This window comes from Pseudoalteromonas sp. Isolate3, assembly GCF_022398505.1.
Taxonomy (GTDB): Bacteria; Pseudomonadota; Gammaproteobacteria; order Enterobacterales; family Alteromonadaceae; genus Pseudoalteromonas; species Pseudoalteromonas apostichopi.
Genome location: NZ_JAKEVN010000016.1, coordinates 1 through 25,035, shown reverse-complemented (window position 1 = coordinate 25,035; position 25,035 = coordinate 1). Strand labels below are relative to the sequence as shown.

Genomic DNA, 25,035 nt, shown 5'->3' with positions numbered 1-25,035 from the left:
TGTCCCTATCATTAATCCTTAATACTAAGCTTAGTCGGGATATTTAAAAACGTGAAGTGTAAGTTGCCACTTCATTGCCGCTAAACGAAGCGATAAGGTCATTAGCATTGCTAAAATCATGGCTACTTCGGTTACTAAACCAAGCGAGATACTTAATGTATAAACGATGCCACCAGCAATACAAGCAATAGCATAGAGCTCACCTTTTAACAGCATCGGCATATTTCCAGCAAGCACATCACGGATAACGCCACCAAAACAGGCTGTTATTACACCCATAATAATCGCCGTAGTGTCTGGCATACCTGCAAGCATGGCTTTTTGTGTGCCCATCACCGCAAAAAATGCCAAACCAAATGCATCTGCAACTTGCAGCGCATTAAGTGAAATCGAGCGCTGCTTATTGATTAAACGAGTGGTGACAAATACAGACAATAAAATAGCCCAAAAGTAGCTTTGATCATGCAGCCAAAATACAGGAACATCTAAAATAACGTCGCGTACTGTACCACCGCCAATAGCAGTGACTGTGGCTAACACAACAACCCCAAAGCCATCCATTTTTTTGTTGTACGCCAGTAGCGTTCCTGAGACAGCAAACACGGCTACGCCGAATAAATCAAACCAATGGTAAAGTTCAGTCATGTTTGTAACTAAAGAGTATTGTTAGTGTCGTTGTAACATAAACTTTTCAACCTTTTAAGCAAAGTTGTAATAAAAATAGGCTCTGAAAATTGATCATTATGTAATGCTAGCAGCTTAACGCCACTATTTAAGTACCAATAAATAACTGCGATTCGTTATCGAGTGCCGAAGAATAGATACTGTGGATACAGTAAACTCATAACCATCAAACGGTTTAAAGCTGCCTGTGATTAAAACCACATGAGGCCTTGAAGAACTTGCAGAATATCAAAAATGACACTTTGCGATAGACCATCATCATTATTGAAAGTTTGAGATGCAGGCCAAGCTGAAGGTAAAAACATAAGCGGTAAAAAGATATACTCCAATTCACGATAGCCAAGCTATCTCTATCAAAAAGCAATTCTCTCGATCTGCTTAAAACTTATAGCTTTCAGCTAGCCTCTCCCATACCTGTCATCAAATCGCTCGATATCGCATTCATCAAGTATTGCACCAGTTTGCACTTCAATAACGATCAGTGGCGTGCTTTGTTGATTAGCAAGACTATGCAATTGCTTAGCGGCAATATAACAAGATTGATCGGCTGTTAATTCAAATTCTTCATCGCCAACTCGTACACTTGCGACACCAGATACTACAACCCAATGCTCTGCACGATGCTGATGGCGTTGAGTTGAGAGCTTTGCGCCACTGTTGACGATTATTTTCTTTACCTTAAAACCAGTACTTTCAATTAAAGTTCGATAGTTTCCCCAAGGTCTAAATACGGCTTGATGGTGAGTCAATTTATCACTATCAACTACAGCAAGCTGTTTAAGTAAATCAGGAAGCTTATCGAGCGAGCTTTTGTCTGCCACTAAAGTGGCATCATGAGTATGTATAATTGCTTTATTACTGACGCCGAGCGCCGCAATGGTGTGCTCTGCTTCACTTATAAGTAGATTATTTTCACTATCTAAACTCACCCCTTGCGAGCCCAGATAGTTACCATGATGGTCTTTTTCAGCGATTCTCGATAATGCTGAAAAGCCGCCAACATCACTCCAAGTTAAATCAACAGGAATAACTGCAACGTTAGCACTACGCTCCAAAATAGCATAATCAATAGAATCACTTGGACATGCTGTGAGCGCATTCGCAACAGGCCTTTGAAACCCTAAGTCTTCAGTAAAGCTAGCCGCTTTTGCGACACTTTGTGCAATCTTTGGCGCAAAGCGATTAAGCTCGTTTAAATACACTTCTGGCAGAAATAAGAACATGCCGCTATTCCAGCCATACTCACCACTGGCAAGGTATTTTTTAGCTAATTGCAGGGCTGGTTTTTCTTTGAATTCAGCCACCTTAAAGCAGCCTTCCTGGGCTAACTGCTCACCTTGGCGAATATAACCATAGCCGGTATGTGGATCAGTAGGTGTAATTGCAAAAGTCACTAATTGTTGTTGCTGACAAAGCGCTATAGCCTTATTTAAGCATGCAATAAGCTTATCAAAATCACTTATGTGGTGATCAGCTGGCATCACCAATAAGGGATCGGTTAGGCCATTTTGCAATGCAAATTCAGCGGCTAACGCAATCGCTGGCGCGGTATTTTTACCTTCAGGCTCGAGCAGTAACGTATAGCTATCAGTGATTTCTGCTATTTGCGCTTTAGCGATAAAGCGATGCTCTTCATTGCATACTAAAATTGGGGCATTAAATCGTGAGTCAGCCACTCGTAAAAGCGTGCTCTGTAATAGTGACTTTTCGCTAAGTAAAGATAAAAACTGCTTAGGCATCGCTTTTCGCGATAAAGGCCATAAACGAGAACCTATGCCACCAGCAAGAATAACGGGGGTGATTTTGCGACTCATGATTGCTTAAAGTAAATAATCCAACCATGAGTTTAACAAATTTTTCAGTATGCGGCTTCGAGCAATTACAGTAACTGAAATTGATCAGCATCTAAGTGAGCAGGAAACGCTCTTCGAAAATCATCAAGTGGTGACTTTTCGAGCTGCTGAATAATGATACCCGATTGGTTATCCTCCAGCTCAGCCAAGGTATCACCTTTATAGTCATAAACCGCGGTGCCACCACTGTGAGCAACATCATTACCATCAGCCCCAATGCGATTCACACCTACGACAAAGCAAAGATTTTCCATCGCTCGTGCTTTTAGAAGGGTATCCCATACATGGCGACGAGCTGCTGGCCAATTGGCTACGTTGATCATCACATCGTAATCGTTGCAGTTTCGCTGAAATACAGGAAAGCGTAAGTCGTAACAAACTTGCGGTAAAATGCGAAAGTCATTAATCGTAAATATCTCACGCTGCTTACCCGCTACAACAAAATTGCCTTCGTTACCTAAGCAAAATAAATGACGTTTGTCGTAATACTTCACTTCGCCATTAGGCCAAACCCAATAAAAGCGATTAGCCTTTTTCTCGTCTTGTGCAACTAAAACAGAGCCAGCAACCACAGCATTTTTTTGCTTAGCTGTGGCTTGTAACCAGCTAAGTACCTCGCCTTGTTCTGGTTCGCTGCAATCTAGATTAATCGCAAAACCCGTGGCAAATGTTTCTGGCAAGACAATTAAATCAACCTGCTCGCTAAAACTGTTAAGCTGCTCTGTAAAGTGCGCAAGGTTAGCGCTTTTATCAAGCCAATGTAGTGAAGACTGCACTAAAGCTAAGGTTAAAGTTGACATAAAATCTCCGCGGCACGTTTTAATGTGTCATCATTTTTAGCAAAACATAAACGAATCACTTTATCGCTTCTAGCACTGTTATAAAACACACTGAGTGGTACAGCTGCAACACCCGCTTGCTCAACCAGCCATTGGCAAAACTCAACATCATCAAGATCAGACACCTCACTATAATCAAGTAGTAAAAAGTAGGTGCCTTCACTTGGTAATATTTTAAAACGGCTTTGCGCTAGTGCTTCGCTGAGCAAGTCGCGTTTTTGTTGGTAAAAACAACTTAGTTCATCAACATGTTCTGGCTCTAACTCGAGCATATCGGCTAGTGCATGCTGGGCAGGCGTAAAGCTTGAAAAAGTCACATATTGGTGAATTTTACGAAACTCTACCATCAACTGGGCAGGTGCAACACAATAACCCATCTTCCAACCAGTGCTATGAAAAGTTTTACCAAAGCTTGAGATCACAAAACTACGTGCAAATAACTCAGAATCGCTCAGCGCACTTAAATGCAAAGCACCATCAAAGGTGATGTGCTCATACACCTCATCACTAATTACATATAAATCATGCTTAGAAACAAGCGCTTTAAGGGCATTAATATCTTCTGTTTTAAAGATTTTACCGCTTGGGTTATGTGGCGTGTTGATGATGATGACACGTGTTTTGTCAGTAATAACATCGGATACGGCTTGCCAATCGATTTTGTAGTCTGGCGCACGCAAGGCAACGTGAACTGAGCGACCGCCAGCAAGTTCAATTGCTGGTTGGTACGAGTCATAAGCGGGGTCAAACACCACAACTTCATCACCCTCTTTAACAAGCGCTTGAATTGCTACAAATAATGCTTCTGTTGCCCCTGAAGTGACAGTGACTTGTTGCTCGTAGTTTATGTTGTTATGGTATTTTCTAGCAATCAGAGCAGCTATTTGCTGTTGTAGCTTTGTAACCCCACTTGAAGGCGCATATTGATTTACCCCTTCAAGTACATAGTGATTGAGTTGTTTTTTTAACAAATCAGGTGCATCAAACTCAGGAAAACCCTGAGATAGATTAATAGCTTGGTACTGATTTGCCAGAGCTGTCATTTGACTAAAAATACTAGTGCCTAAATTCGGCAATTTACTTTCAAACACAGAGGTTCCTTAAAGATGGTTTTGCGCCCAAAGCGATGCTATCATTGCTTAAAACAGATGTATAGCCGTCTAAATAACTTTTAGAATGTCGAGGAATATATGCACAACAATACCGCTATTTCAGAACTAATTGAAGCTGGTAAATGGGTAAGCCAACGTGGCTGGGTCCCTGCTACTGGTGGTAACTTTTCAGCCCGCACTGCAAGCGGTTATGTTGTCACGGCAAGTGGCTTCGATAAAGGTCAACTCGGCACTCATGCATTTATCGAATTTGATCATGAAGGCAATCGCACCAAAGGCTCTGGTAATCCATCAGCAGAAACTGAGCTACATCTAAATATGTATAAGCTAATCCCATCTGCTAAATTTGTTTTGCACACTCATTCTGTCGCAGCAACCGTGCTATCTCGTGTTATTAAGGGCCATACTATCAACTTAAATGGCTACGAAATGCAAAAGTCTCTAAGTGGTGTTAAATCGCATTTAGATACGCTAAGTATTCCAATTTTTGATAATGACCAAGACATCGACCGTTTAAGCTTACTTGTTAGTGATCATCACCTTCACACCCCTATTGAGCATGCTGTATTGATTCGTGGCCATGGTTTATATGTAGTAGGTCGAAATATCAAAGAAGTACTTCGTCATTTAGAAGGCTTAGAGTTCCTATTTAGCTGTGAACTTGAGCGCTTAAAACTAGAAGGTATTCAAGCCGGAGTTCAGCCATGATCAAAGCGATTTTAACCGATATTGAAGGCACGATTACCCGAATCTCATTTGTTAAGGACGTATTATTTCCATACGCGGCTGGGCAGTTACCTGAGTTTGTAAAGTCACATAAAATAGACCCAGAAGTAGCAGCCCAAATTGAGGCTGTTAAAGCACATATAGAACAACCTGATGCCGATATCGAGACGGTAATTAAGCATTTAATTCATTGGATTGAAACAGATCAAAAAATTACCCCACTCAAGCAATTACAAGGCTTAATTTGGCAAACGGGCTACGAAAATGGCGATTTTACAGGCCACCTTTACCCAGATGCTTATGACTTTTTACAAGCCCAAAAACAGGCTGGCAAAAGTTTATATGTCTACTCATCGGGCTCAGTAAAAGCCCAGCACCTGATTTTTGAGTTCTCTGATTATGGTGATGTGAGACCTTTGTTCAGTGATTACTTCGACACTAAAGTCGGTGCAAAACAACAACAAAGCTCTTATGAGAATATTATTGCACAGTTGCCATTTGATGCTGCAGAAGTATTGTTTTTAAGCGATGTGGTAGCAGAGCTTGATGCAGCAAAAGCGGCAGGTCTGCGAACGCTTCACCTTATTCGAGATGGCCAAGAAGCAAGTGATATCCACCCATATATTAACGATTTCACAGCATTCAGCGCGGAGCTTTTAGTATGAGTCAATTAACTATTTTTAATGATACAAACGCAGATAACATACTGTTTCATAGTGAAGATTTAAGCGCTATTGCTAGAGAGCTTAATGCAGTTGGCGTTCGCTTTGAGCAATGGCAAGCAACGGCAAAGATTGATCAGGATACCAGTCATAACGCTATTTTAAGTGCCTATGCTAACGATATAGAGCGTCTTAAAGCAGAGGGTGGTTATCAAACAGTCGATGTTATTTCACTTGCCAAAGGTAACCCCAATGCCAGCGAGTTACGCAGCAAATTTTTGTTTGAACATACTCATAGCGAAGATGAAGTACGTTTCTTTGTAAAAGGCCAAGGTTTATTTTGCTTACACTTAGGCGATAAGGTGTATCAAGTGCTTTGCCAACAAGGCGACTTAATTTCAGTACCAGAACTCACACCACATTGGTTTGATATGGGCAGCGACCCTGAATTCACAGCAATTCGCTTATTCAATAATACCGAAGGTTGGGTCGCTAAAAGCACTGAGTCAACCATTGCGACCAACTTCCCACTGCTGGATTAACATGGAAAAGCTATTTTCGTACGGTACCTTGCAGTACCGACAAGTTCAATTGGATACCTTCGGGCGCTTGCTAGAAGGTATTCCTGCGACATTATCAGGGTATATCATTGGCGAGGTCGAGATCACCGACGAAGCAGTTCTTAAAAGTAGTGGCCAGCGTTTTCACCCCGCTTTAATCAAAACGGGCAAACAAAGTGATACGGTTAATGGCACAATTTACTTAATCACCGAACAAGAGCTTGCTCAGGCAGATGCTTACGAAGTTGACGATTATCAGCGCATTGAAGAAACATTTCAGTGTAGCAACCAAGCTTGGTTATATGTTGCTAAAAAGAGCCTTTAATTTACAAAATTAAAACAAAAAAACCCAAATAAAGAACAAAAGCTGTTATTATTCTCCCTCATCAAGATCATTACTAATTATTAGTTAAAGGACTAAACATGGGGTCGGCATTTTCACCCTTACGCGATACTGTTATTTATGTGGGTGAGTGGCAATTTAACACACAGCAGCAAACCATCAGCGATGGCACTCATACGCGCGAACTAGAACCTTTACTTTATAAACTATTATGCTTTTTCATTACCCATAATGATCGCATTATTACTCGCCAAGAATTAGTTGAGAACATTTGGCAACAAAGCTTTGTTGATGACAATGCCATCAACCGTGCAATCTCAGAGCTAAGAAAAGTACTCAAGTCAGAAAAGCAACCTGGGCAAACCATTAAAACCCATTACCGCAAAGGTTACAGTTTATTTATTGAAGTTAAGTCTCTTGATCACGCTGTGAGTACAGAACAGCTAAAAACAGAAAATGTAATAACAGTAGATAAAGACGCTGAGACTCAAGTTAATACAGCCAACATTAGTCCACAAAAAGATCATACTTCACGCTGGCCGTGGCCTTTTGCAGCCTTAGTATTGAGTTTATTGCTTGCTGCTATTTGGTTGTTCTTACAACAGCCTAAAGCCACTACTGAAGAGCAAAGTGAAGTACCTCATTTAGACCTGCAAGCAGAAACTATTTCATGGCATAAAGGCACACACTATCGCTTAATGCTCAATCAAGACAAAACAAAATTAGCCTACATACTGCAAAATGATACTGATAATAAGTACCTTTATGTTGTCGACTTAACCACTAAAAAAGAATATGTGATTGCCTCTGGCAATATCTTTTTACAGGGTTGGTCTGAGGATGGAGAACGATTATTTTACGGTTCCTGTGAAAACAAAGACTACAGCGATTGTATCACTTGGCAAGCAAGCAACCTGTTATCAAGTGAAGCGTTAATAAAACCACGTATTAACCAATCTTTACTTAATTCTCAGCCAAGTCAGTACATCGAAGTGGGTGATGTCGCAATTTCAAGACGTAATAATTACCGTGGCTTAACTCATTTATATGCTTTATATGCACAAGATTTAAAAACCGGTGAAGAAATTCGCATTAGCACACCCAATATCACTGGCACTGGGGACTTTATTTTAACAACTATTAAAAACCCGAGCCGCATCATCTTCGAGCGCCATAATGTTGGCCAAGTAGAAATATACATGGCGAATTTAGATGGCAGTTCACTTAAACTTTTAACGACGAACGATTACCGAGCTTGGGCTGCAACTTATGATCAGCAAACTAACTCTCTTGTTTGGTATAGCCGCGGCACCTCAACTATTGAATCATTCTCTTTTGATAGTATGAGTCGACAACCCGCTATAAAAGCGCCAGTAAAGCGAGCAAACTATGCTTACCCGTTAAGCAAAGAAAGTGTTTTGATCAGTACTGACCTTCACGATAAAGATGCCGCAATATTTGACCTTAATTCAAAAACAATGAGTTACATCGCCACAGCGAATAAGCACGAAGACGACTTAGTCGCATTAGCCAATAATGATGTGTACTTCTCTGACTTTGAGTTTGCAGAACACCAACACTGGCTCAGAAAAGCAAACCAATACATCAATATAACTGGCAAAATTGGTGAAGATAGCTCAGTAATTGCAGTAAATAGTGACAGTAGCCGACTTGTTAGCTTTAATAAAACCAATCAGCAATTAACATTATTAAATGCAGCTGATTTCTCAGAAATTAAGCACTGGACACTTCCTGGTAGTACCAAGTTGGCAGCTATAAGAGGTAACAAGATTGCCGTGCTATATACCGATCTTAGCAATCAGCTAAATCAAATAATGATTCTTCACACCAACAGCGATGAAGTGATCAAAAGTACTATAGATACACCTCTAGCTATCGCATGGTATGACGATACACAGCTGATTGTTCATTCTAAATACGATAAATACCTGCTTTTAGACAGCGATAACAATACCTATAGTGAGCTGACTACACCAGACAAACTAACTGAGTTAAAGCCTTCTATTGTGTCGATGGCAAGTAACCTACATAGCTTGTATATCGCCACTGATACTGAAGTTTTCAGCATTAATTTAGCCAAAATGCAGGGCGTTGAGTCAATACTTCAAATGAAGCCTTCTCACTATATATCGCGCCTTAATGCTAAAAACGACAAGCTGGCAGTGACCTTCTTAACTGCCAACAATCAAAATAGCATTGAGCTCTACACTAAAAAAAGCGCTGAATAAATCCGCTATTTTAACTGCTTTAAAATACCTTGCTCGATATCTGCTTGGTTATAAACCCCGGTATCGAGCACCCAACCTGTTACTAAGTTAGCAGGTGTTACATCAAACGCTGGGTTATAAACCTGTGCATTAGTCGGTGCCCACATTGCTTCACCAAAACTACCACTAACACCGCGCACTTCATTTACACTGCGCTGCTCAATTTCAATGTCATTACCACATATCGTTTGCGTATCAAGTGTCGTGAGTGGCGCTACAACATAAAATGGAATGTTATGGAAATGCGCTAACACAGCGAGGTTATAAGTGCCTACCTTATTGGCAAAATCTCCGTTTGCAGCAATACGATCTGCGCCCACAAATATCTTATCGACTTTGCCCGCAGCCATTAAACTGGCCGCCATGTTATCGCAAATCAAGGTGTAAGGAATTTGCCAACGCTCGAGCTCAAAAGCAGTTAAACGACCGCCTTGCAGTAACGGTCGTGTTTCATCAACCCAAACATGAATATCACCATAGCGTTGCTGCGCTTTATAAATAACGCCTAGTGCAGTGCCAACACCCGCAGTCGCTAACGCACCTGTATTACAATGGGTTAAAATGTTGTCGCCTTTATCAACCAAGGCAGCACCACGTTCAGCCATACTATCGCAAAGGGCAATATCTTCTTTAAATAACTGCTCAGCTGTAGAGACAACAGCTGCAACATAATTCGTCTCTGCAAGCGCTGCACGTAACTTGGCCATACAGTGCATAAGGTTTACCGCTGTTGGGCGGGTTGCTTCAAGTTCATCAATGGCAGTAGAAAGTGCTGATTGACTCATGCCCTGCTCAGCTAAATGTGCAACCAATAAGCTAGCACCTAAGCCGATTAAAGGTGCGCCCCGGATTTTCAAAGTCAGAATCAAATCTTTCATCGTTTCAACATCGTTACATACATGCCAATGCTGTTGATGTGGCAACAAATACTGATCAAGCACGGTTAGCGTACCTTGCTGATATTTAATACTGCTCGCGATGAGATCTTGCATACAAAATCCAGATAACTAATTTAGATGAGTCGTTATTTTACATCAGTTTTGAGAACTAACAAGTTAGATGTATGGACATCTAAACGGCTACAGGTATAGAATGCTTAAAGTTAATTGTATTACGAGATTAAGCCATGGCTAAATATACTGCCTTCACTGCAGAGCATGCTGTTGATTACATTAAAGAACTTATTGAAAGTAAGCGAATTTCAGTATTCACTAATGATGCAAAGCTTAGTGCATACGAATTTGGCGACGGAAACTTAAACTTAGTTTTTCGTGTTGCTGATCAGCACAACAATAGTGTAATTTTAAAACAAGCACTTCCTTACGCCCGTTGTGTAGGTGAGTCATGGCCGTTATCTTTGGACCGCGCACGCATTGAAGCCGAAGTATTGATTAATCATGGTCAGTTATGTCCAGAGCATACAGTGGCGATATTGCATCATAATGTAGAACTGGCTTTAACTGTATTAGAAGATTTAGGTGAGTTACAAATTTTACGTGGCGCACAAATCAACGCAGAGCAATTTCCATTATTGGCAAGTCATGTTGCGCTCTATTTAAGCCGAACAGGCTTTTATAACTCAGACTTTTACTTATCTGCTGAAGATAAAAAAGCCAAAGTCAGTCAATTTATTAATCCTGATTTATGTAAGATCACAGAAGACTTATTCTTTACTGATCCGTACATTGAGCATGAGCGCAATAATTTCCCAGCTGAGCTTAATGAGCACGTCGAAAGTATTCGTAATAATGATGCTTTAAAACTAGCAGCAGCAAAATTAAAAGCTAAATTCTTATCTTGCCCACAAACTTTATTACATGGTGATATGCATAGCGGCAGTATTTTTGTTGATAGCAATACCACCAAAATGATCGATCCAGAGTTCGGCTTTTTTGGTCCTGTTGGTTTTGATATCGGCTCATTTATGGGTAATTTGTTACTAAATTACTGCGCCCAAAACGCCCGTATCACAGAACAAGCAAAACGCCGTCAGTATCAAACCCATTTATTAACTTGCTTACAAGACTGTTATAGCCAATTTGAACAACACTGGCTAAACCTAGCAAGTAACGAAGCAACTGATATTAGCTTTGCAAATCGCGCTTTTAGCGAAGATTACTTACAACAAGTACTGCGAGATGCGATTGGCTACTGTGGCGCTGAACTTATTCGCCGTACTATTGGTTTAGCCCATGTTGCTGATATCGATGGAATTGAAGATGAACAAGCGCGTTTAGCAGTACAACAACAAACACTTGTACTCGGCGAGCAACTGATGCTCAATGCCACAAGCTGTAATAATAAAGACGAGTTCTTTTCTTTGTTAATCAGTTTATTAAACTAATAGTCAAAAATTTAAAAAGGCGCTCAATGCGCCTTTTAATTATTCAACCCAACTAGATTATTTATTGTAGTGCTCATACATTTTATCGAGCGGTTCTGATAAGCCATTTTCTTGTACCACCCGCACATGCTGACGAGCCAGCTCTCTGGCACTTGATACGCCACACGAATGGGCTATAAGCCCTGCGCCGTAATGAATGTACTTATTATAGTTAGCAACACGCTGGGCTTTGTCTGTTACATCCAAGCCTCGTTGTAAGCGTTCATTATGCGTAGTAATGCCGGTTGGGCAGGTATCTTTATTACATTGCAATGCTTGAATACAACCAAGCGAAAACATGTGACCACGAGCTGAAACAATAAAGTCAGCGCCCAATGCCAATGCCCAAGCAACTTTAGATGGTACAATCAACTTACCCGAGGCAATCACTTTCACTCGCTCTCTAAGCCCATGTTTCTTCAATAAATCAACAACCAAAGGTAAGCTTTCTCGCAGGGGCAACCCCACAGAATCCATCAAAGGCTGAGGGGCAGCGCCCGTACCACCATCGGCACTATCTATTGTGATAAAATCTGGGGCTGATTCAATGCCACGGTTATTAATTTCACTGAATAAGGTTTCGAGCCAAGTGTATTCACCAATCACCGCTTTGAAACCTGTGGGTTTGCCCGTGGTATTGCGCACCATGGCGACCATATCAAGTAGGTCAGCTGGTGATTTAATCTCAGGATGACCATTTGGACTAATTGAGTCTTGCCCTTCAGGAATCCCCCGAATTTTTGCGATTTCTGCAGTCACTTTACGTCCCGGCAACATACCTCCCTTACCGGGTTTTGCGCCTTGGCTCATTTTAATTTCGAACATTTTAACTTGTTCGTGATCAGCAATTGCTTTGAGTTTTTCGGTGCTTAATTTACCGTGCTCATCTCGTACACCATATTTTGCCGTGCCGATCTGAAACACGATATCAGCACCACCTTCAAGATGATAAGAGCTTAGCCCGCCTTCACCTGTGTTCATCCAACAGCCAGCTAATTTAGCACCTCGAGATAGTGCTCGAACAGCCGGCTTAGATAGTGCACCAAAGCTCATGCCTGAAATATTAAATAATGCATTTGTGGTATAGGGTTTAGGACAATAAGGTCCTAAAGTGACTTCACTAGGATCGAGCGCCTCTTCATCTAAGGTAGGAAACGCGCAATTCATAAACATTACGGTTCCTGTCGCTTCAAGACTCTGAGTTGAACCAAAGGCCGTCGTACGGTCAACATTCTTCGCAGCACGATACACCCAACTCCGCTCTGCACGGTTAAAGGGTAATTCTTCTCTATCCATAGCAAAGAAGTACTGACGGAAAAATTCCCCCTGGCGTTCAAAAAAGTAACGAAAGCGGCCAATCACTGGGTAGTTACGGCGAATAGCATGTTTAGATTGCGTTACATCACTAATGTAAAAACACACAATCACTAGCAAAACGATGCCTAATGCAAAAATAAATAAACTGGCAAATACATCGATACTAAAAATTATAAAATCACTCATCCAAGGCCCCTTTGTGAAATGACATCTATCAAATCATATAAGTTGTTTATATTAGGTGCAATAAACAAAAAAGGCGTGATTTAAATCACGCCTTTTCGTTTCTTTTATGCCGCTATGCTGCTCGTTTGGCTAACTCAGCTTTAATATAAAGTTGAATTTGCTCTTCAAGTACTGACATTGGCACTGAGCCATGACGTAATATTTGATGATGAAATTCGCGAATATCAAAATCTTGACCAAGCGCTTGCTCAGCTTCGTGGCGTAAACGTTTAATTGTTAACTCACCAATTTTGTATGACAAAGCTTGTGCAGGCCATGAAATATAACGGTCGGTTTCGGTCTTCACATTATGCAATGAAAGCGCGGTATTTTCGCTCATAAACTTCATCGCACGCTCGCGGCTCCAGCCATACATATGCATACCTGTATCAACCACTAAACGAGCTGCACGCCACATTTCATAGGTCAAACGACCAAAGTCACTGTATGGGTCTTGATAAAAACCCGCTTCGATACCTAAAAACTCTGAATATAAGCCCCAACCCTCACCAAATGCCGATAAATAAGCATTACGGCGATAACTTGGCAGTGACTCAAGTTCCGCATTAAGTGAGATTTGCAAGTGGTGCCCCGGAACAGCTTCGTGCAAAGTTAATGCTTCAAGAACATACAATGGACGCTTGTCTAACGCATAGGTATTAACCCAATAATAACCCGCTTGGTCATCGCGACGAGAACCTGAGTAACGGCCAGTTGTATATTTAGGCGCAATACTCGCTGGCACTGGCGCAACACCATAAGGCATTCTTGGTAAGGTGTGGAATAACTTAGGTAATTGAGCATCCATTTTCTTAGCGATGTAAGAGGCTTCTTTTAGCAGTTCTTTTGGTGTTTTTGCGTAAAATTGCGGATCAGTACGTAAAAAGTGGACAAAATCAGCAAATGAGCCTTCAAAACCTACTTTCTTAATAATTTTTTCCATTTCGGCACGAATGCGTGCCACTTCTTGTAAACCCAGCTCGTGGATTTCTTTTGGCGTCATATCTGTGGTGGTATAGTATTTAGCACGGTTTTCGTAAAACGCTTTACCGTTTGGCGTACTAGAAATACCAATGTCTGTTCGTGCACCTGGCTGATATTCATTATTAAAGAAAGTTAAGTAACCTTGATAAGCCGGAATAACCTGCTCTTTAATGATAGTTTGCGCTTGCTTTTGCAATGCTGCAAATTCGCTGTCACTAATACCTGCGGTATTTTTTAAAAATGGTTTGTAGAATTCTGACTCTGTTGCATCATCAACAATATACGCAGTAATTGAGTCTTGATACCCTTCTAAAACAGCCTTAGGTTGAGTCAGCCCCACCTCAAGACCCTTGCGCATCCAACCAATATTTTGCGAAAAATAGCGAGGAATTTGCTGTAATTTAGCAAGATATAGTTGGTAATCTTGTTCTTTTGTGTAGTCAGAGCTTGAAATCATAAATGATAAGCTAGAATGAAACCCATACTCAGACGTTAGTGGCATATAATGCGTGTTAAACACATATTCATCGACACTATTTTGCACTTGACCACGTAAAATAGTTAGGTTGATGCGGTTTTCTTCAGATAATTTATCACGGTCTATAGCATCTAAATCGGCGAGTAAAGCTGTATTTTTCTTATATTTTTGCTCTAGAAACTCTGCTGATAGGTTTTCTAATAAATAACCATCTACGCCATTTTCTTTACCATATGGACTGATACTTTGACGGTAATTAACAATATTTTCGGCTACTTGAGTAAATTGCTGATCAGCATCAATATTTGTTACCTGGCAAGCGCTTAAAGTACAAGCTAAAGCAACCGCAATAACAGAACGGTTTAAAGTTCGCGACAGTGTTTGTTTCATAGCATTCTTTTTAGTTTTAATCAGTATTGCTAAAGTAGCGCAGCACTGACTAAAACCCAAGCAAATGCGACCAAGCTCAGTTTAAATGCGCTCAAATTAGCATCACTGGGGAAGCATCAATGTGCAAGCTTTAAGCAATTTTTAATTACACTTGTTAAAGTTGTTGAGAAAATCAGCTAATAGACACAAACAGAACAAATTTAAGTTCCAAAATTAGCGATTTTGCTTTTAAATAGGCTGATTACAGATTACTGTAGACTCAGTATTTATGCTTGGAAGCAAATACACTTTACGGAAGAGATGATTAATTGGTTGATATGCGTATTTAGTGGTATTGAAAAATGATGTTCCATGATCCCATGGCTATTGCTCAAGAAAAAATGACAAAGGTATGTATCTTTTTAGAACACCATGCATTACCGCCGTCACCACTTAACTACCAAGTTGTTTACACCTACGTCAGCCAATCTAACCCCAAACTTAATGCCACAATTGACCGCGCCATTGCACAAAGAAAAGCCATTGATTGTGTCTATGTAGAACAGCTGTATTTCGATTTTATAGAACAAGGCCATAAAATGAAAACCGCCATTGTTCGCAACGTTGACTCAGTCATTAACACCCTTTCGCGTAATGCTAGCAATAACGAGCAAAATATTGTGCGCTTTGCTGATCAAGTTAGTGACTGTGTGCATTCAATCGATGAAAACAATATTGAACAAACGCGTCACGCATTAAAAATGCTCAGTAAGCAATCTGAAGTACTGCTCAACCAGCATCGCCAATTTAAGCAAGAAATAGCAAAAGCCAAATCAATACAAGAAAAAACCCAAAAACAGCTCACTCAATTACGCAAGCAACACATTACCGACCAACAAACTGGCTTATACAAGCGCCATTACTTAAATCAACAAACCCAACTCTGGGTCGGCCAAAATAAAGCGGTTTGTGCTATCTCTATTCACATAGAAAACTTAAATCATTTTATTGAAAACTATGGTGATGTCATTGGTGAAGTCATTTTAAGTAAAGTCGCGAAGCAAGTGCAAAAATACGTACAAGAAAGTGGTTTGCCAGGGCGCACAAGTAAGGATGAATTTACCATCTTACTTGCTGACATAGAGCCTGAAACTGCCAACTTAATAGCTAAAAAAGTACGAAATGGTGTCGAAAAGCTACGCTTTGTAAGCTCAAGAAATGGCACCAAACTACCTGCTATCACCCTAGCCCTTGGTATTGCCAAGCATGAAGGCGATGGTGACTTTAATAGTTTAGCCCGTAAAGCTTCTTTAGCAGCAGCTAAAGCCAAGTCGCTTGGACAAAGTAGTTTTATTGCCGGTCAATAAAGTTTAACACTGCGCTAAGTCATGAAAAGCCACGCTAATCTGATGATTTAGTTATAATCAAATTGCACCCCACAGCCACAATCAAGTACACTAGTCTTTATTGCCACGATAGAGATTAATCATGAACGAGAATCAAGAAAAGACCACGCATTTTGGCTATAAAACCGTTGCTGAAAACGAAAAAGCATCAATGGTTGCAGATGTATTCCACTCAGTCGCTGCAAAGTATGACGTAATGAATGATCTTATGTCGTTCGGTATTCATCGTTTATGGAAACGCCAAACTATTGCAAGTTCAGGTGTTCGTAAAGGTCACTATGTATTAGACCTTGCGGGCGGTACTGGTGATTTAACCGCTAAATTTAGTCAATTAGTTGGTGAAACGGGTCAGGTTATCTTAGGCGATATTAACTCTTCAATGCTGAAAGTTGGCCGCGAGAAACTTCGTAACCTTGGTCGTGTTGGCAATATTGAATATGTACAAATGAATGCAGAAGCATTGCCATTTCCTGATAACAGCTTTGACTTGATCACTATCGCATTTGGTCTTCGTAACGTTACCGATAAAGATAAAGCACTACGCTCAATGTATCGTATTCTGAAGCCTGGCGGTCGCTTATTAGTACTTGAATTCTCTAAACCGGAACAAGAAATACTGAGCAAAGCCTATGACTTCTATTCATTTAATATCTTACCTAAAATGGGTGAGCTAGTAGCGAATGATGGCGAGTCTTATCAATACCTTGCGGAATCTATCCGAATGCATCCAGATCAAGAAACGTTAAAAAGCATGATGGAAGATGCAGGTTTTGAACAAACTAATTATCAAAATCTTACTGGCGGTATTGTTGCCCTCCATCGTGGTTTTAAATACTAAAAACTCTATTAATTAAGTAGGTAACGCGATGTTAGCAAACGCTCTGTTATCACTCGTCGAACGAATCATTAATCAACTGCTGCAGTTAGACCCTCAGTTAAAAGGCAAACTTGCAGCAATTGCTGATAAACAGCTGTTGGTTGAGATACGTGATTGGCAACAGTCAATTTTGTGCGTATACAGCGACGAGCAAATTCATTTATACAGTACGCAAGAGCGCAATTTTGACTGCATGATCAGCGCTGATATCAATACCTTGTTGGCGCTTAAAGATCCGTCAATGCTAACGCAACTCATTCGCCAAGATAAGCTCGACTTGCAAGGCGATTTAAATCTTGCACAAGGCTTTAGCAATGCTTTTGCAGAGCTTGATATTGACTGGCCAGAGCACTTTTCTCGATACATTGGCGATGCCCCAGCACAACAGTTGTGGCTCTCTTTACAAACCTTAAAACGTCGTGGTTCACAAACAAAGAGTAAGTTAGAAAATACCTTAACAACACTTTGCCAAGATGAGTTAGCAGTGACCATACACCCTCTTGAGCTTGCTGAGTTTAAACAGCAAAATCGCCAATTAAAAAGCCAAGTATCTCAATTAGAGATGCGAATTAACGCGCTGTTACAGTCACGCTAATGCGCTAAGGAACTTGTGTGTCGTCTGCTCGTCTTTATTACATCACTAAAACCCTTCTGAGCTACGGCTTAGACGAATTAATTCCGCGTAAAAGAGTGCCTTGGTTTGCAAAGCTCGGACGCGGAAGCTTATTTTGGTTACGCAACCAACATAAAGATAAACCTGCAGGTATGCGCTTGCGACTTGCTCTACAAGAACTTGGCCCGGTATGGATCAAGTTTGGCCAAATGCTTTCAACACGCCGTGACTTACTCCCTCATGATGTCGCATTAGAGCTTGCACTACTTCAAGATCAGGTTGAACCTTTTGAAGGTGAACTTGCCCAGCAGCTTATCGAAAAAGCGCTGGGTATTAATGATATTAGTGAATTGTTCAGTGACTTTTCGCAAACACCTTTAGCATCAGCATCGATCGCACAAGTCCATACTGCTACCTTAATTGATGAGCATGGCGCAGCTCAAGATGTGGTAATTAAAGTCATACGCCCCAATATAAAAGAGCAAATTGATGCTGACTTAATGCTGATGCAAAAAGTCGCTCGATTAGTTGCAAAGTTATTAAAAGAGGCTAAACGTTTACGTCCTATTGAAGTCGTAAACGAGTACAAAAAAACCTTGTTGGATGAACTCGACTTAATGCGAGAAGGGGCGAATGCAATACAGCTACGTCGTAACTTTGAAGACTCAAATTCACTTTACATCCCTTTTGTATACAGTGATTACAGTCGAAGTAATGTATTGGTAATGGAGCGTATTTACGGAATTCCTGTATCAGATACTGAAGCATTGCTTGCGCAAAATACCAATATGCAGCTACTAGCCGAACGCGGAGTAGAAGTCTTTTTCACGCAAGTATTCCGTGACAGTTTCTTCCATGCAGATATGCACCCGGGTAATATTTTTGTTTCTCGTGAAAACCCACATAACCCAAAATATATAGGTATTGACTGTGGCATTGTAGGCACCCTTAATCGCGAAGATAAACGCTATTTAGCAGAAAACTTTATTGCCTTTTTCAATCGTGATTATCGCCAAGTAGCGCAACTACACGTTGATTCTGGCTGGGTACCAGCCGATACCAGCATCGAAGAGTTTGAGTTTGCTATTCGTACTGTGTGTGAGCCAATTTTTAATAAACCATTAGCTGAAATCTCTTTTGGCCATGTGTTAGTCAACCTGTTTAATACGGCTCGTCGCTTTAATATGCAAGTTCAACCGCAATTAGTGTTACTGCAAAAGACGCTGTTGTATGTTGAAGGCCTTGGCAGACAACTGTATCCGCAGCTTGATCTATGGAAAACTGCTAAACCTTTCCTAGAAGATTGGGTCAAAGAACAAGTTGGTCCGCTTGCAGTAATGAAAAAAATGTATGCGAACTTGCCATTTTGGGCAGAAAAAATGCCTGAATTACCTGATTTAATTTATCAAAACTTAAAACGTCAACAACAACCTGTACAATTGCCTGCGCCGCAATCTGCTAAACCTTTGTTACTTAGCATCTTTGCTGGTAGCTGCTTGATTGTTTCAGGCTTATGTTATTTACAGCATGATTTAGTTGCGAGCGCAATTACCGCTGGCTTTGCTGTAGCGGGCTTTATTGCTGCATGGCGAAGCACATAAACTAAGTGCTATTTATGTTTTGGTGAGTATAATCGAGACAAGTCTATTCTAAAAATTTGATAAAAACGGAGTAACCCATGGGTTTTGGTGGTATCAGTATTTGGCAATTAATCATTATTTTAGCAATCATCGTTTTGTTATTTGGCACAAAGAAACTTCGTGGCATTGGCGGTGATTTAGGCAGTGCTGTAAAAGGCTTTAAAAAAGCAGTGTCTGATGAAGACCAAACTAACGCAAAAAGCGAGCAGATAGAAAAATCTTCTAACACGCAAAGCAAAGAAACCGTAGAGAAAAGCAAAGACGACCATAAGGCTTAATCAACATGGGGATGTGGGAACTTGTTGTCGTACTGATCGTAGGTCTGATTGTATTAGGTCCAGAGCGCTTGCCTGTGGCAATTCGCACTGTGAGCCGCTGGGTAAAAACATTAAAATCAGTCGCCAACTCAGTGAAAGCTGAAGTGAACGAAGAACTCCGTATCCATGAGCTTCACGAAAACTTAAAAAAAGCAGAGCAACAAAATTTGCAAGAACTCTCTCCAGATCTGCAAGACTCTGTAAACGAACTACAAAAGGCTGCCCAGTCAGTCACCCACAGTTACAAGAAAGACACGCCTGAAAAAGCAGAAATTAACAATAATGATGAAAAAAAGTGAATTTAATCTCTGCTTTTGTGGTCAATAACAACGATGATGAATAGTAAATTATGACCGAGCAAGCTCACACAGGCTTTGTTGGCCACTTAATTGAGTTGCGAAATCGACTCATGAAAGCTTTGTTAAGCATTTTGCTAATATTTATCGGCTTGGTTTATTTTGCCAACGATATTTATAGCTTTGTTGCAGCACCTCTTATAGCAAATTTGCCAAGCACTGCCACCATGATCGCAACGGATGTAACCGCACCCTTTTTTGCACCGTTTAAACTCACTCTATTTGTGGCTTTATTTGCTGCTATTCCAATGATACTGCACCAAGTTTGGAGCTTTATAGCACCCGGCTTGTATCAACATGAAAAGCGTATGCTAATGCCGATTTTGGCCTCGAGTATTTTGCTATTTTATAGTGGTATCGCATTTTGCTACTTTGTAGTGCTGCCAATCATTTTAGGGTTTTTTACTAACGCTGGCCCTGATATGATGACATTAGCGCCTGATATTAGTAGCTATTTAAGTTTTGCTTTAAAACTGTTTTTTGCTTTTGGTATTGCGTTTGAAATACCCGTCGCCATCATGCTGTTATGCTGGAGTGGTGCTACAACAACAAAAAGTTTAAAAGAAAAACGACCTTATATTGTGGTAGGTGTATTTGTGGTTGCCATGTTTTTAACACCTCCTGATGTACTGTCACAGACATTACTAGCATTACCCATGCTGTTATTATTTGAATTAGGTTTAATTTTGGCTGCATTTTATACCGCCAAGCCTCAACAGGAATCCGAGGAATAAAATGAAAAAACAACTCATTCCCTTCGTTGCTCTTTTAACAATTGCTGGTACTACTCAAGCAAACGAAGTTAACTTACAAGCACTACAAGCGTGTACTTTTGTTGAAAATGATTTTAATCGCTTACTTTGTTACGACAACGTAATGGCTGGTAAATCGCTGTCTAAACCAGCAACAAAACAACAAATTAAACAACCTGCAGCAAGCTCTACAGCAGCTGTTGTCGCGGCGCCTGTTGCAGCTGCAACAAGCGAACAAATTGTAAAAACAAAAAATGAAGACTTTGGTTTAGAGCATAAAGAAGTTGCAAAAGTTAACGATGACCAAATAAGTTCCTTAGTAAAAAGCGTAAAAAAAGCACCTTATGGTGAACTGATCATCGAGCTTGATAATGGTCAGCAATGGCGTCAAGTTGGCTCTGATAGCTTACGTTTAAAAGCACAAGATGTTGTCATAATTGAACGAGGTATTTTCAATTCTTTCCTCCTAAAAGTTAAAGGTCAAAACCGTTCGATTCGTGTAAAACGTACTAACTAATGAGCACTTCGCTAGTTGATGCTGGTGTCAACTTAAGCAATCATCAATTTGATGATATTCATGACGCTGTGTTACAACGTGCCGCTGAGGCAGATGTAACACAGATGCTGCTTATTGGCTGCGATCTTCAGAGCAGCCAAACTTCTTTGAAACTCGCTAAACAGTTCAATCAGTATTGCACAGCAGGAGTTCATCCTCACGATGCAAAAACAGCAGATAAACACCTTGAAGAACACTTAATGACTCTTAGCCAAAACATGGAAGTGGTTGCCATTGGTGAGTGTGGTTTAGATTACAATCGTGACTTTTCTCCTCGAGATGTGCAGCGTAGCGTGTTTAGACGCCAACTGAAGCTTGCTGAACAGCTTGATATGCCAGTGTACTTGCATGAACGAGATGCCTGCGAAGATATGCTCGCAATTTTGAGTGACTATAAGGTGCGAGGTGTATTGCACTGCTTTACTGGTGACCAAGATGCATTACAAAACTACCTAGCTATGGGGCTTTATATTGGTGTCACGGGCTGGGTATGCGATGAGCGCAGAGGTGAGCAACTACAGGCCTTGGTACCGTCAATTCCTTTGAATCGTTTGTTAATTGAGACCGATGCCCCCTTTTTGATGCCGAGAAATATCAGACCAAGACCGAAATCTCGCCGCAATGAGCCTCAGAACCTTCCTTATATATGCCAGCAAATTGCTGATTTGAAAGGATGCGAATTTACTGATGTTGCAAAACACACTACACTAAACTTTTGGCAATTATTTACCACTAAGGGTTAAGATGAAGCGCCTATGGTCACTGTGTGGCGTACTCTTCGTTGTTTTATTTACTCCTTACTTGCAGGCTAACTCCATTGTTGTTAGCTCACAATTCAAATCTCAACATACGCTGAATGTTGAGTACACTCTTGATCCTATTACTCAACAACAAGCATTTAGCAATGCTAATGTAAAATGGCAGACAATCCGAGGTGAAACCTTAAATCTAGGCATGATCTTAAAGCCCATGTGGCTCAAGCTATCGATAAAAAACACCTCATTAGATGATGTCCCCCTGATATTATCGATAGATAACCCTTTGCTCGATGAAGTAAGTGTCTTTCATCTGCAAGGTGGGCATGTATTATTTAACACCAAAATAGGTGACGCCGTTCCTTTAGCCAATCGTCAAATTAAGAATGAATCGCTGTTAGCCTCATTAACTATCCCAAAAGCCAGCCATTCCGAAATCTACCTTAAAGTTAAAAACAACGGTGGCTTAAGAGTGCCTCTAAGCCTTTGGAGCCCCGCTGAATACCTAAAACACAAAAGTAAGTTCAATTTATTGTACGGTTTATTAGTCGGTTTTATTTTATCGCTCGCACTCACTAATTTAGTACTTTATGGCTTTTCTAGGCGCCGCTATTTCGCCTACACAGGATTATTACTTACCTTACTTTGGTTGTCGTTAGTGTACCTTTATGGCTTTGGTTATCGTTACTTACAACCGAGCGGTTCATCGTTTCAACAATTGACTATTCCGACCCTATTTTTTATCTGTGGTGCGTTATTTGTGCCATTGCAAGGGTATATATTTGGCTTTGCCAAATCTCGCTTAAATCGCTTTAAGAATTGGTTAGCGTGGGTCGTAGTGCTTGTCACTGTAATAATGTGGTTCTTACCAATTCATATTGCAATTACACTTTGCTTATTAAGTTTACCTGTGGTGCTTATCATCTTTGCAAGTATTGCTCTAAAGCAGTTTAACCGTGAGTATAAACAGCCTTGTAGCGCTTTTCTAATCGCCCTATTCGCTTTTTTCTGCGCCATTATTTACAGCGCACTAGGAGTATTTAACCCATTTAATTTAAATATCGGCGTGCTTTCACTCACCTTCATTTGCTTTTTGGTTTGTAGCTTGAGCTTGAGTTATGCAGTCATAAAATTGTTTTTGATGCAGCGCGATGCTGAAGTCGCAGCACAACAAAATGCATTAGCAGAAAGCAAAGCTAAAGATACCTTAATGCGCGAACGCCTTGAACTGCAAGAACAAGCGCGCCAAGACCTTGAAGCAAATATCGAGGAGCGTACCTTTGAGTTACAAGTGACGTTACGCGAGCTTGAAGAGAAAAACCGAGAGCTTGAACAACTCAATATGGAAGACGCGCTGACAAAAACCAAGAACCGCCGTTACTTCGATAAAAAGCTACTGATGGATATTCGTCGCTCGCGACGTGAACAAACACCTTTAGCCATAATCATGTTAGATATTGACCATTTCAAAGCAATTAATGACACCTACGGTCATTTAAGTGGTGATCAAACCATTCAATCTGCTGCCGATGTCATTAAACAGCACTTGAAACGACCTCTCGATGAAGTGGCCCGCTACGGCGGCGAAGAATTTGTCGTGCTGTTGCCTAATACGCCACTGACAGGTGCATTAGAAATTGCCGAACAAATACGCAAAGCCGCAGAAAAGACTGATATAATAGTTGCCGGAACAACGATTAAATTTACTTTGAGTGCAGGTGTTTACAGCGCAATTGCTGAAGACATTAATAACCCAAGTTTATTCACTGACTATGCCGACAAAGCCTTATATCATGCTAAGCAATCAGGTCGAAATCGCGTAGTGAGTTATCCTCTACCAAACTAGGAGTATACAAGCATGGCCCAATCAGGACTCGACCTTTTCCCTTATACACGTATGCGCCGCATGCGTCGTGATGGCTTCTCTCGTCGCCTAATGGCTGAAAACCAACTGACCGTTAATGACCTTATTTTTCCTGTATTTGTTTTAGAAGGTAAAAACCGCCGCGAAGCTATTGAGTCTATGCCAGGCGTAGAGCGCCTTTCTATTGATTTACTACTTGAAGAAGCAAAAGAACTCGTTGAATTAGGTGTACCTGCCGTTGCTCTTTTCCCCGTAACACCTAGCGATAAAAAATCTTTACTAGCTGAAGAAGCCTACAACCCTGATGCATTAGCACAGCGTACAGTTCGCGCATTAAAAGAAGCGTTTCCTGAGCTTGGTGTGATCACTGATGTTGCACTTGACCCGTTCACAGTACATGGCCAAGATGGCATAATTGATGAAGATGGTTACGTGATTAATGATGTAACAACTGAAATCTTAGTTAAGCAAGCGCTATCACATGCCGAAGCAGGTGCCGATATAGTCGCACCTTCAGATATGATGGATGGACGCATTGGTGCAATTCGTGAAGCACTCGAAGCCGAAGGCCATATCCATACTCGCATTATGGCTTACTCTGCCAAATACGCGTCAAGCTACTACGGTCCGTTCCGTGATGCAGTGGGCTCTGCAGGTAACTTGAAAGGCGCCGATAAAAAGACCTATCAAATGGACCCTGCCAACTCTGATGAAGCTATTCGTGAAGTAGCCCTTGACCTTCAAGAAGGTGCAGACATGGTTATGGTGAAACCTGGCATGCCATATTTAGATGTTGTACGTCGCGTAAAAGATGAATTTGGTGTACCAACATTTGCTTACCAAGTCAGTGGTGAATATGCCATGCATAAAGCAGCCATTGATAACGGTTGGCTTGCAGAAGAAGCAATAATCATGGAGTCATTATTAGCATTTAAGCGTGCTGGCGCAGATGGCATCCTAACTTATTTTGCAAAACAAGCAGCAGTTTGGTTAAAAAATAACTAATCTAAAGTAAATATTCTAAAAATTGGAAATTATTCCTATTTTATTAACATTTTGCATTTAATTTGTCATAG

General features: G+C 40.8%; 24 protein-coding genes. 17 read left to right on the top strand and 7 right to left on the bottom strand.

Annotated features, from left to right (window positions below):
* Positions 1 to 30: 30 nt before the first annotated feature.
* The 4 genes from L1D46_RS05635 to L1D46_RS05620 all read right to left on the bottom strand — a co-directional run bounded on the left by L1D46_RS05635 (position 31) and on the right by L1D46_RS05620 (position 4,467).
* The gene (locus tag L1D46_RS05635) at positions 31 to 645 is read right to left on the bottom strand and encodes a trimeric intracellular cation channel family protein (RefSeq protein ID WP_054563935.1); all 615 of its coding nucleotides are present in this window, start codon (positions 643 to 645) and stop codon (positions 31 to 33) included.
* A 437-nt stretch (positions 646 to 1,082) separates the two neighbouring features.
* Complete coding sequence (locus L1D46_RS05630; protein ID WP_239977041.1) at positions 1,083 to 2,498, bottom strand: mannose-1-phosphate guanylyltransferase/mannose-6-phosphate isomerase; 1,416 nt, start codon at positions 2,496 to 2,498, stop codon at positions 1,083 to 1,085.
* Positions 2,499 to 2,563: 65 nt separating this feature from the next.
* Complete coding sequence (locus tag L1D46_RS05625) at positions 2,564 to 3,337, bottom strand: amidohydrolase (protein WP_239977040.1); 774 nt, start codon at positions 3,335 to 3,337, stop codon at positions 2,564 to 2,566.
* Positions 3,325 to 4,467: a methionine aminotransferase gene (locus L1D46_RS05620; RefSeq protein WP_297331716.1), complete on the bottom strand. Its 1,143-nt coding sequence runs from the start codon at positions 4,465 to 4,467 to the stop codon at positions 3,325 to 3,327. The genes L1D46_RS05625 and L1D46_RS05620 overlap by 13 nt, the downstream gene beginning before the upstream one ends.
* Before the next feature lie 99 nt (positions 4,468 to 4,566).
* On the opposite strand from L1D46_RS05620, the gene L1D46_RS05615 reads away from it, so the two are divergent.
* The 5 genes from L1D46_RS05615 (at position 4,567) to L1D46_RS05595 (ending at position 9,028) form a co-directional block, all read left to right on the top strand.
* Positions 4,567 to 5,196 carry a methylthioribulose 1-phosphate dehydratase gene (locus L1D46_RS05615; RefSeq protein ID WP_130050261.1) on the top strand — a complete coding sequence of 210 codons (630 nt, stop codon included), beginning with the start codon at positions 4,567 to 4,569 and terminating at the stop codon, positions 5,194 to 5,196.
* Positions 5,193 to 5,879 carry an acireductone synthase gene (gene mtnC, locus L1D46_RS05610; protein ID WP_239977038.1) on the top strand — a complete coding sequence of 229 codons (687 nt, stop codon included), beginning with the start codon at positions 5,193 to 5,195 and terminating at the stop codon, positions 5,877 to 5,879. Before L1D46_RS05615 ends, mtnC begins: the two co-directional genes overlap by 4 nt.
* Positions 5,876 to 6,418, top strand: a complete 543-nt coding sequence (locus L1D46_RS05605; RefSeq protein WP_130050259.1) for an acireductone dioxygenase — start codon at positions 5,876 to 5,878, stop codon at positions 6,416 to 6,418. The genes mtnC and L1D46_RS05605 overlap by 4 nt, the downstream gene beginning before the upstream one ends.
* Before the next feature lies 1 nt (position 6,419).
* Positions 6,420 to 6,761: a gamma-glutamylcyclotransferase family protein gene (locus tag L1D46_RS05600; protein ID WP_130050258.1), complete on the top strand. Its 342-nt coding sequence runs from the start codon at positions 6,420 to 6,422 to the stop codon at positions 6,759 to 6,761.
* Between the two features lie 98 nt (positions 6,762 to 6,859).
* Entirely contained in the window at positions 6,860 to 9,028 is a 2,169-nt protein-coding gene (locus tag L1D46_RS05595; protein ID WP_130050257.1) for a winged helix-turn-helix domain-containing protein, read from the top strand.
* 5 nt (positions 9,029 to 9,033) lie between these two features.
* Here the strand turns inward: L1D46_RS05595 and mtnA are convergent, their stop codons facing one another.
* Complete coding sequence (gene mtnA, locus L1D46_RS05590) at positions 9,034 to 10,059, bottom strand: S-methyl-5-thioribose-1-phosphate isomerase (protein WP_178926375.1); 1,026 nt, start codon at positions 10,057 to 10,059, stop codon at positions 9,034 to 9,036.
* Positions 10,060 to 10,193: 134 nt separating this feature from the next.
* Between mtnA and mtnK the strand changes: the two genes are divergently transcribed.
* Entirely contained in the window at positions 10,194 to 11,411 is a 1,218-nt protein-coding gene (gene mtnK / locus L1D46_RS05585; protein WP_130050255.1) for an S-methyl-5-thioribose kinase, read from the top strand.
* Positions 11,412 to 11,468: 57 nt separating this feature from the next.
* On the opposite strand, the gene L1D46_RS05580 is transcribed toward mtnK, so the two are convergent.
* Both L1D46_RS05580 and L1D46_RS05575 read right to left on the bottom strand, forming a co-directional pair.
* Positions 11,469 to 12,953, bottom strand: a complete 1,485-nt coding sequence (locus tag L1D46_RS05580) for an FMN-binding glutamate synthase family protein (RefSeq protein ID WP_130050254.1) — start codon at positions 12,951 to 12,953, stop codon at positions 11,469 to 11,471.
* 112 nt (positions 12,954 to 13,065) lie between these two features.
* Entirely contained in the window at positions 13,066 to 14,844 is a 1,779-nt protein-coding gene (locus L1D46_RS05575) for a DUF885 domain-containing protein (RefSeq protein WP_130050253.1), read from the bottom strand.
* A 359-nt stretch (positions 14,845 to 15,203) separates the two neighbouring features.
* Here L1D46_RS05575 and L1D46_RS05570 point away from each other — a divergent pair, with 359 nt between their 5' ends.
* The 11 genes from L1D46_RS05570 to hemB all read left to right on the top strand — a co-directional run bounded on the left by L1D46_RS05570 (position 15,204) and on the right by hemB (position 24,964).
* A complete protein-coding gene (locus tag L1D46_RS05570) occupies positions 15,204 to 16,190 on the top strand; it encodes a GGDEF domain-containing protein (protein WP_239977048.1) in 987 nt (328 codons plus the stop codon).
* A 121-nt stretch (positions 16,191 to 16,311) separates the two neighbouring features.
* Entirely contained in the window at positions 16,312 to 17,067 is a 756-nt protein-coding gene (gene ubiE / locus L1D46_RS05565; protein ID WP_239977036.1) for a bifunctional demethylmenaquinone methyltransferase/2-methoxy-6-polyprenyl-1,4-benzoquinol methylase UbiE, read from the top strand.
* Between the two features lie 28 nt (positions 17,068 to 17,095).
* Positions 17,096 to 17,701, top strand: coding sequence for an SCP2 sterol-binding domain-containing protein (locus tag L1D46_RS05560; RefSeq protein ID WP_130050251.1), 606 nt, complete (start codon positions 17,096 to 17,098; stop codon positions 17,699 to 17,701).
* A 17-nt stretch (positions 17,702 to 17,718) separates the two neighbouring features.
* Positions 17,719 to 19,320 (top strand): ubiquinone biosynthesis regulatory protein kinase UbiB, encoded by a 1,602-nt coding sequence (gene ubiB / locus L1D46_RS05555; protein WP_130050250.1) that lies wholly within the window; start codon positions 17,719 to 17,721, stop codon positions 19,318 to 19,320.
* Between the two features lie 77 nt (positions 19,321 to 19,397).
* Positions 19,398 to 19,637, top strand: coding sequence for a Sec-independent protein translocase subunit TatA (tatA, locus tag L1D46_RS05550; protein ID WP_130050249.1), 240 nt, complete (start codon positions 19,398 to 19,400; stop codon positions 19,635 to 19,637).
* Positions 19,638 to 19,642: 5 nt separating this feature from the next.
* Complete coding sequence (gene tatB, locus L1D46_RS05545) at positions 19,643 to 19,975, top strand: Sec-independent protein translocase protein TatB (RefSeq protein WP_130050248.1); 333 nt, start codon at positions 19,643 to 19,645, stop codon at positions 19,973 to 19,975.
* 50 nt (positions 19,976 to 20,025) lie between these two features.
* On the top strand, positions 20,026 to 20,766 hold the full coding sequence (gene tatC, locus L1D46_RS05540; protein WP_130050247.1) for a twin-arginine translocase subunit TatC: 741 nt from the start codon (positions 20,026 to 20,028) through the stop codon (positions 20,764 to 20,766).
* A 1-nt stretch (position 20,767) separates the two neighbouring features.
* Positions 20,768 to 21,301 carry a hypothetical protein gene (locus tag L1D46_RS05535; RefSeq protein WP_130050246.1) on the top strand — a complete coding sequence of 178 codons (534 nt, stop codon included), beginning with the start codon at positions 20,768 to 20,770 and terminating at the stop codon, positions 21,299 to 21,301.
* Positions 21,301 to 22,083, top strand: a complete 783-nt coding sequence (locus L1D46_RS05530) for a TatD family hydrolase (RefSeq protein WP_130050245.1) — start codon at positions 21,301 to 21,303, stop codon at positions 22,081 to 22,083. Before L1D46_RS05535 ends, L1D46_RS05530 begins: the two co-directional genes overlap by 1 nt.
* Before the next feature lies 1 nt (position 22,084).
* On the top strand, positions 22,085 to 23,941 hold the full coding sequence (locus tag L1D46_RS05525) for a diguanylate cyclase (protein WP_239977034.1): 1,857 nt from the start codon (positions 22,085 to 22,087) through the stop codon (positions 23,939 to 23,941).
* A 12-nt stretch (positions 23,942 to 23,953) separates the two neighbouring features.
* Positions 23,954 to 24,964: a porphobilinogen synthase gene (gene hemB, locus L1D46_RS05520; protein WP_130050243.1), complete on the top strand. Its 1,011-nt coding sequence runs from the start codon at positions 23,954 to 23,956 to the stop codon at positions 24,962 to 24,964.
* The last annotated feature ends 71 nt before the right edge of the window (positions 24,965 to 25,035 follow it).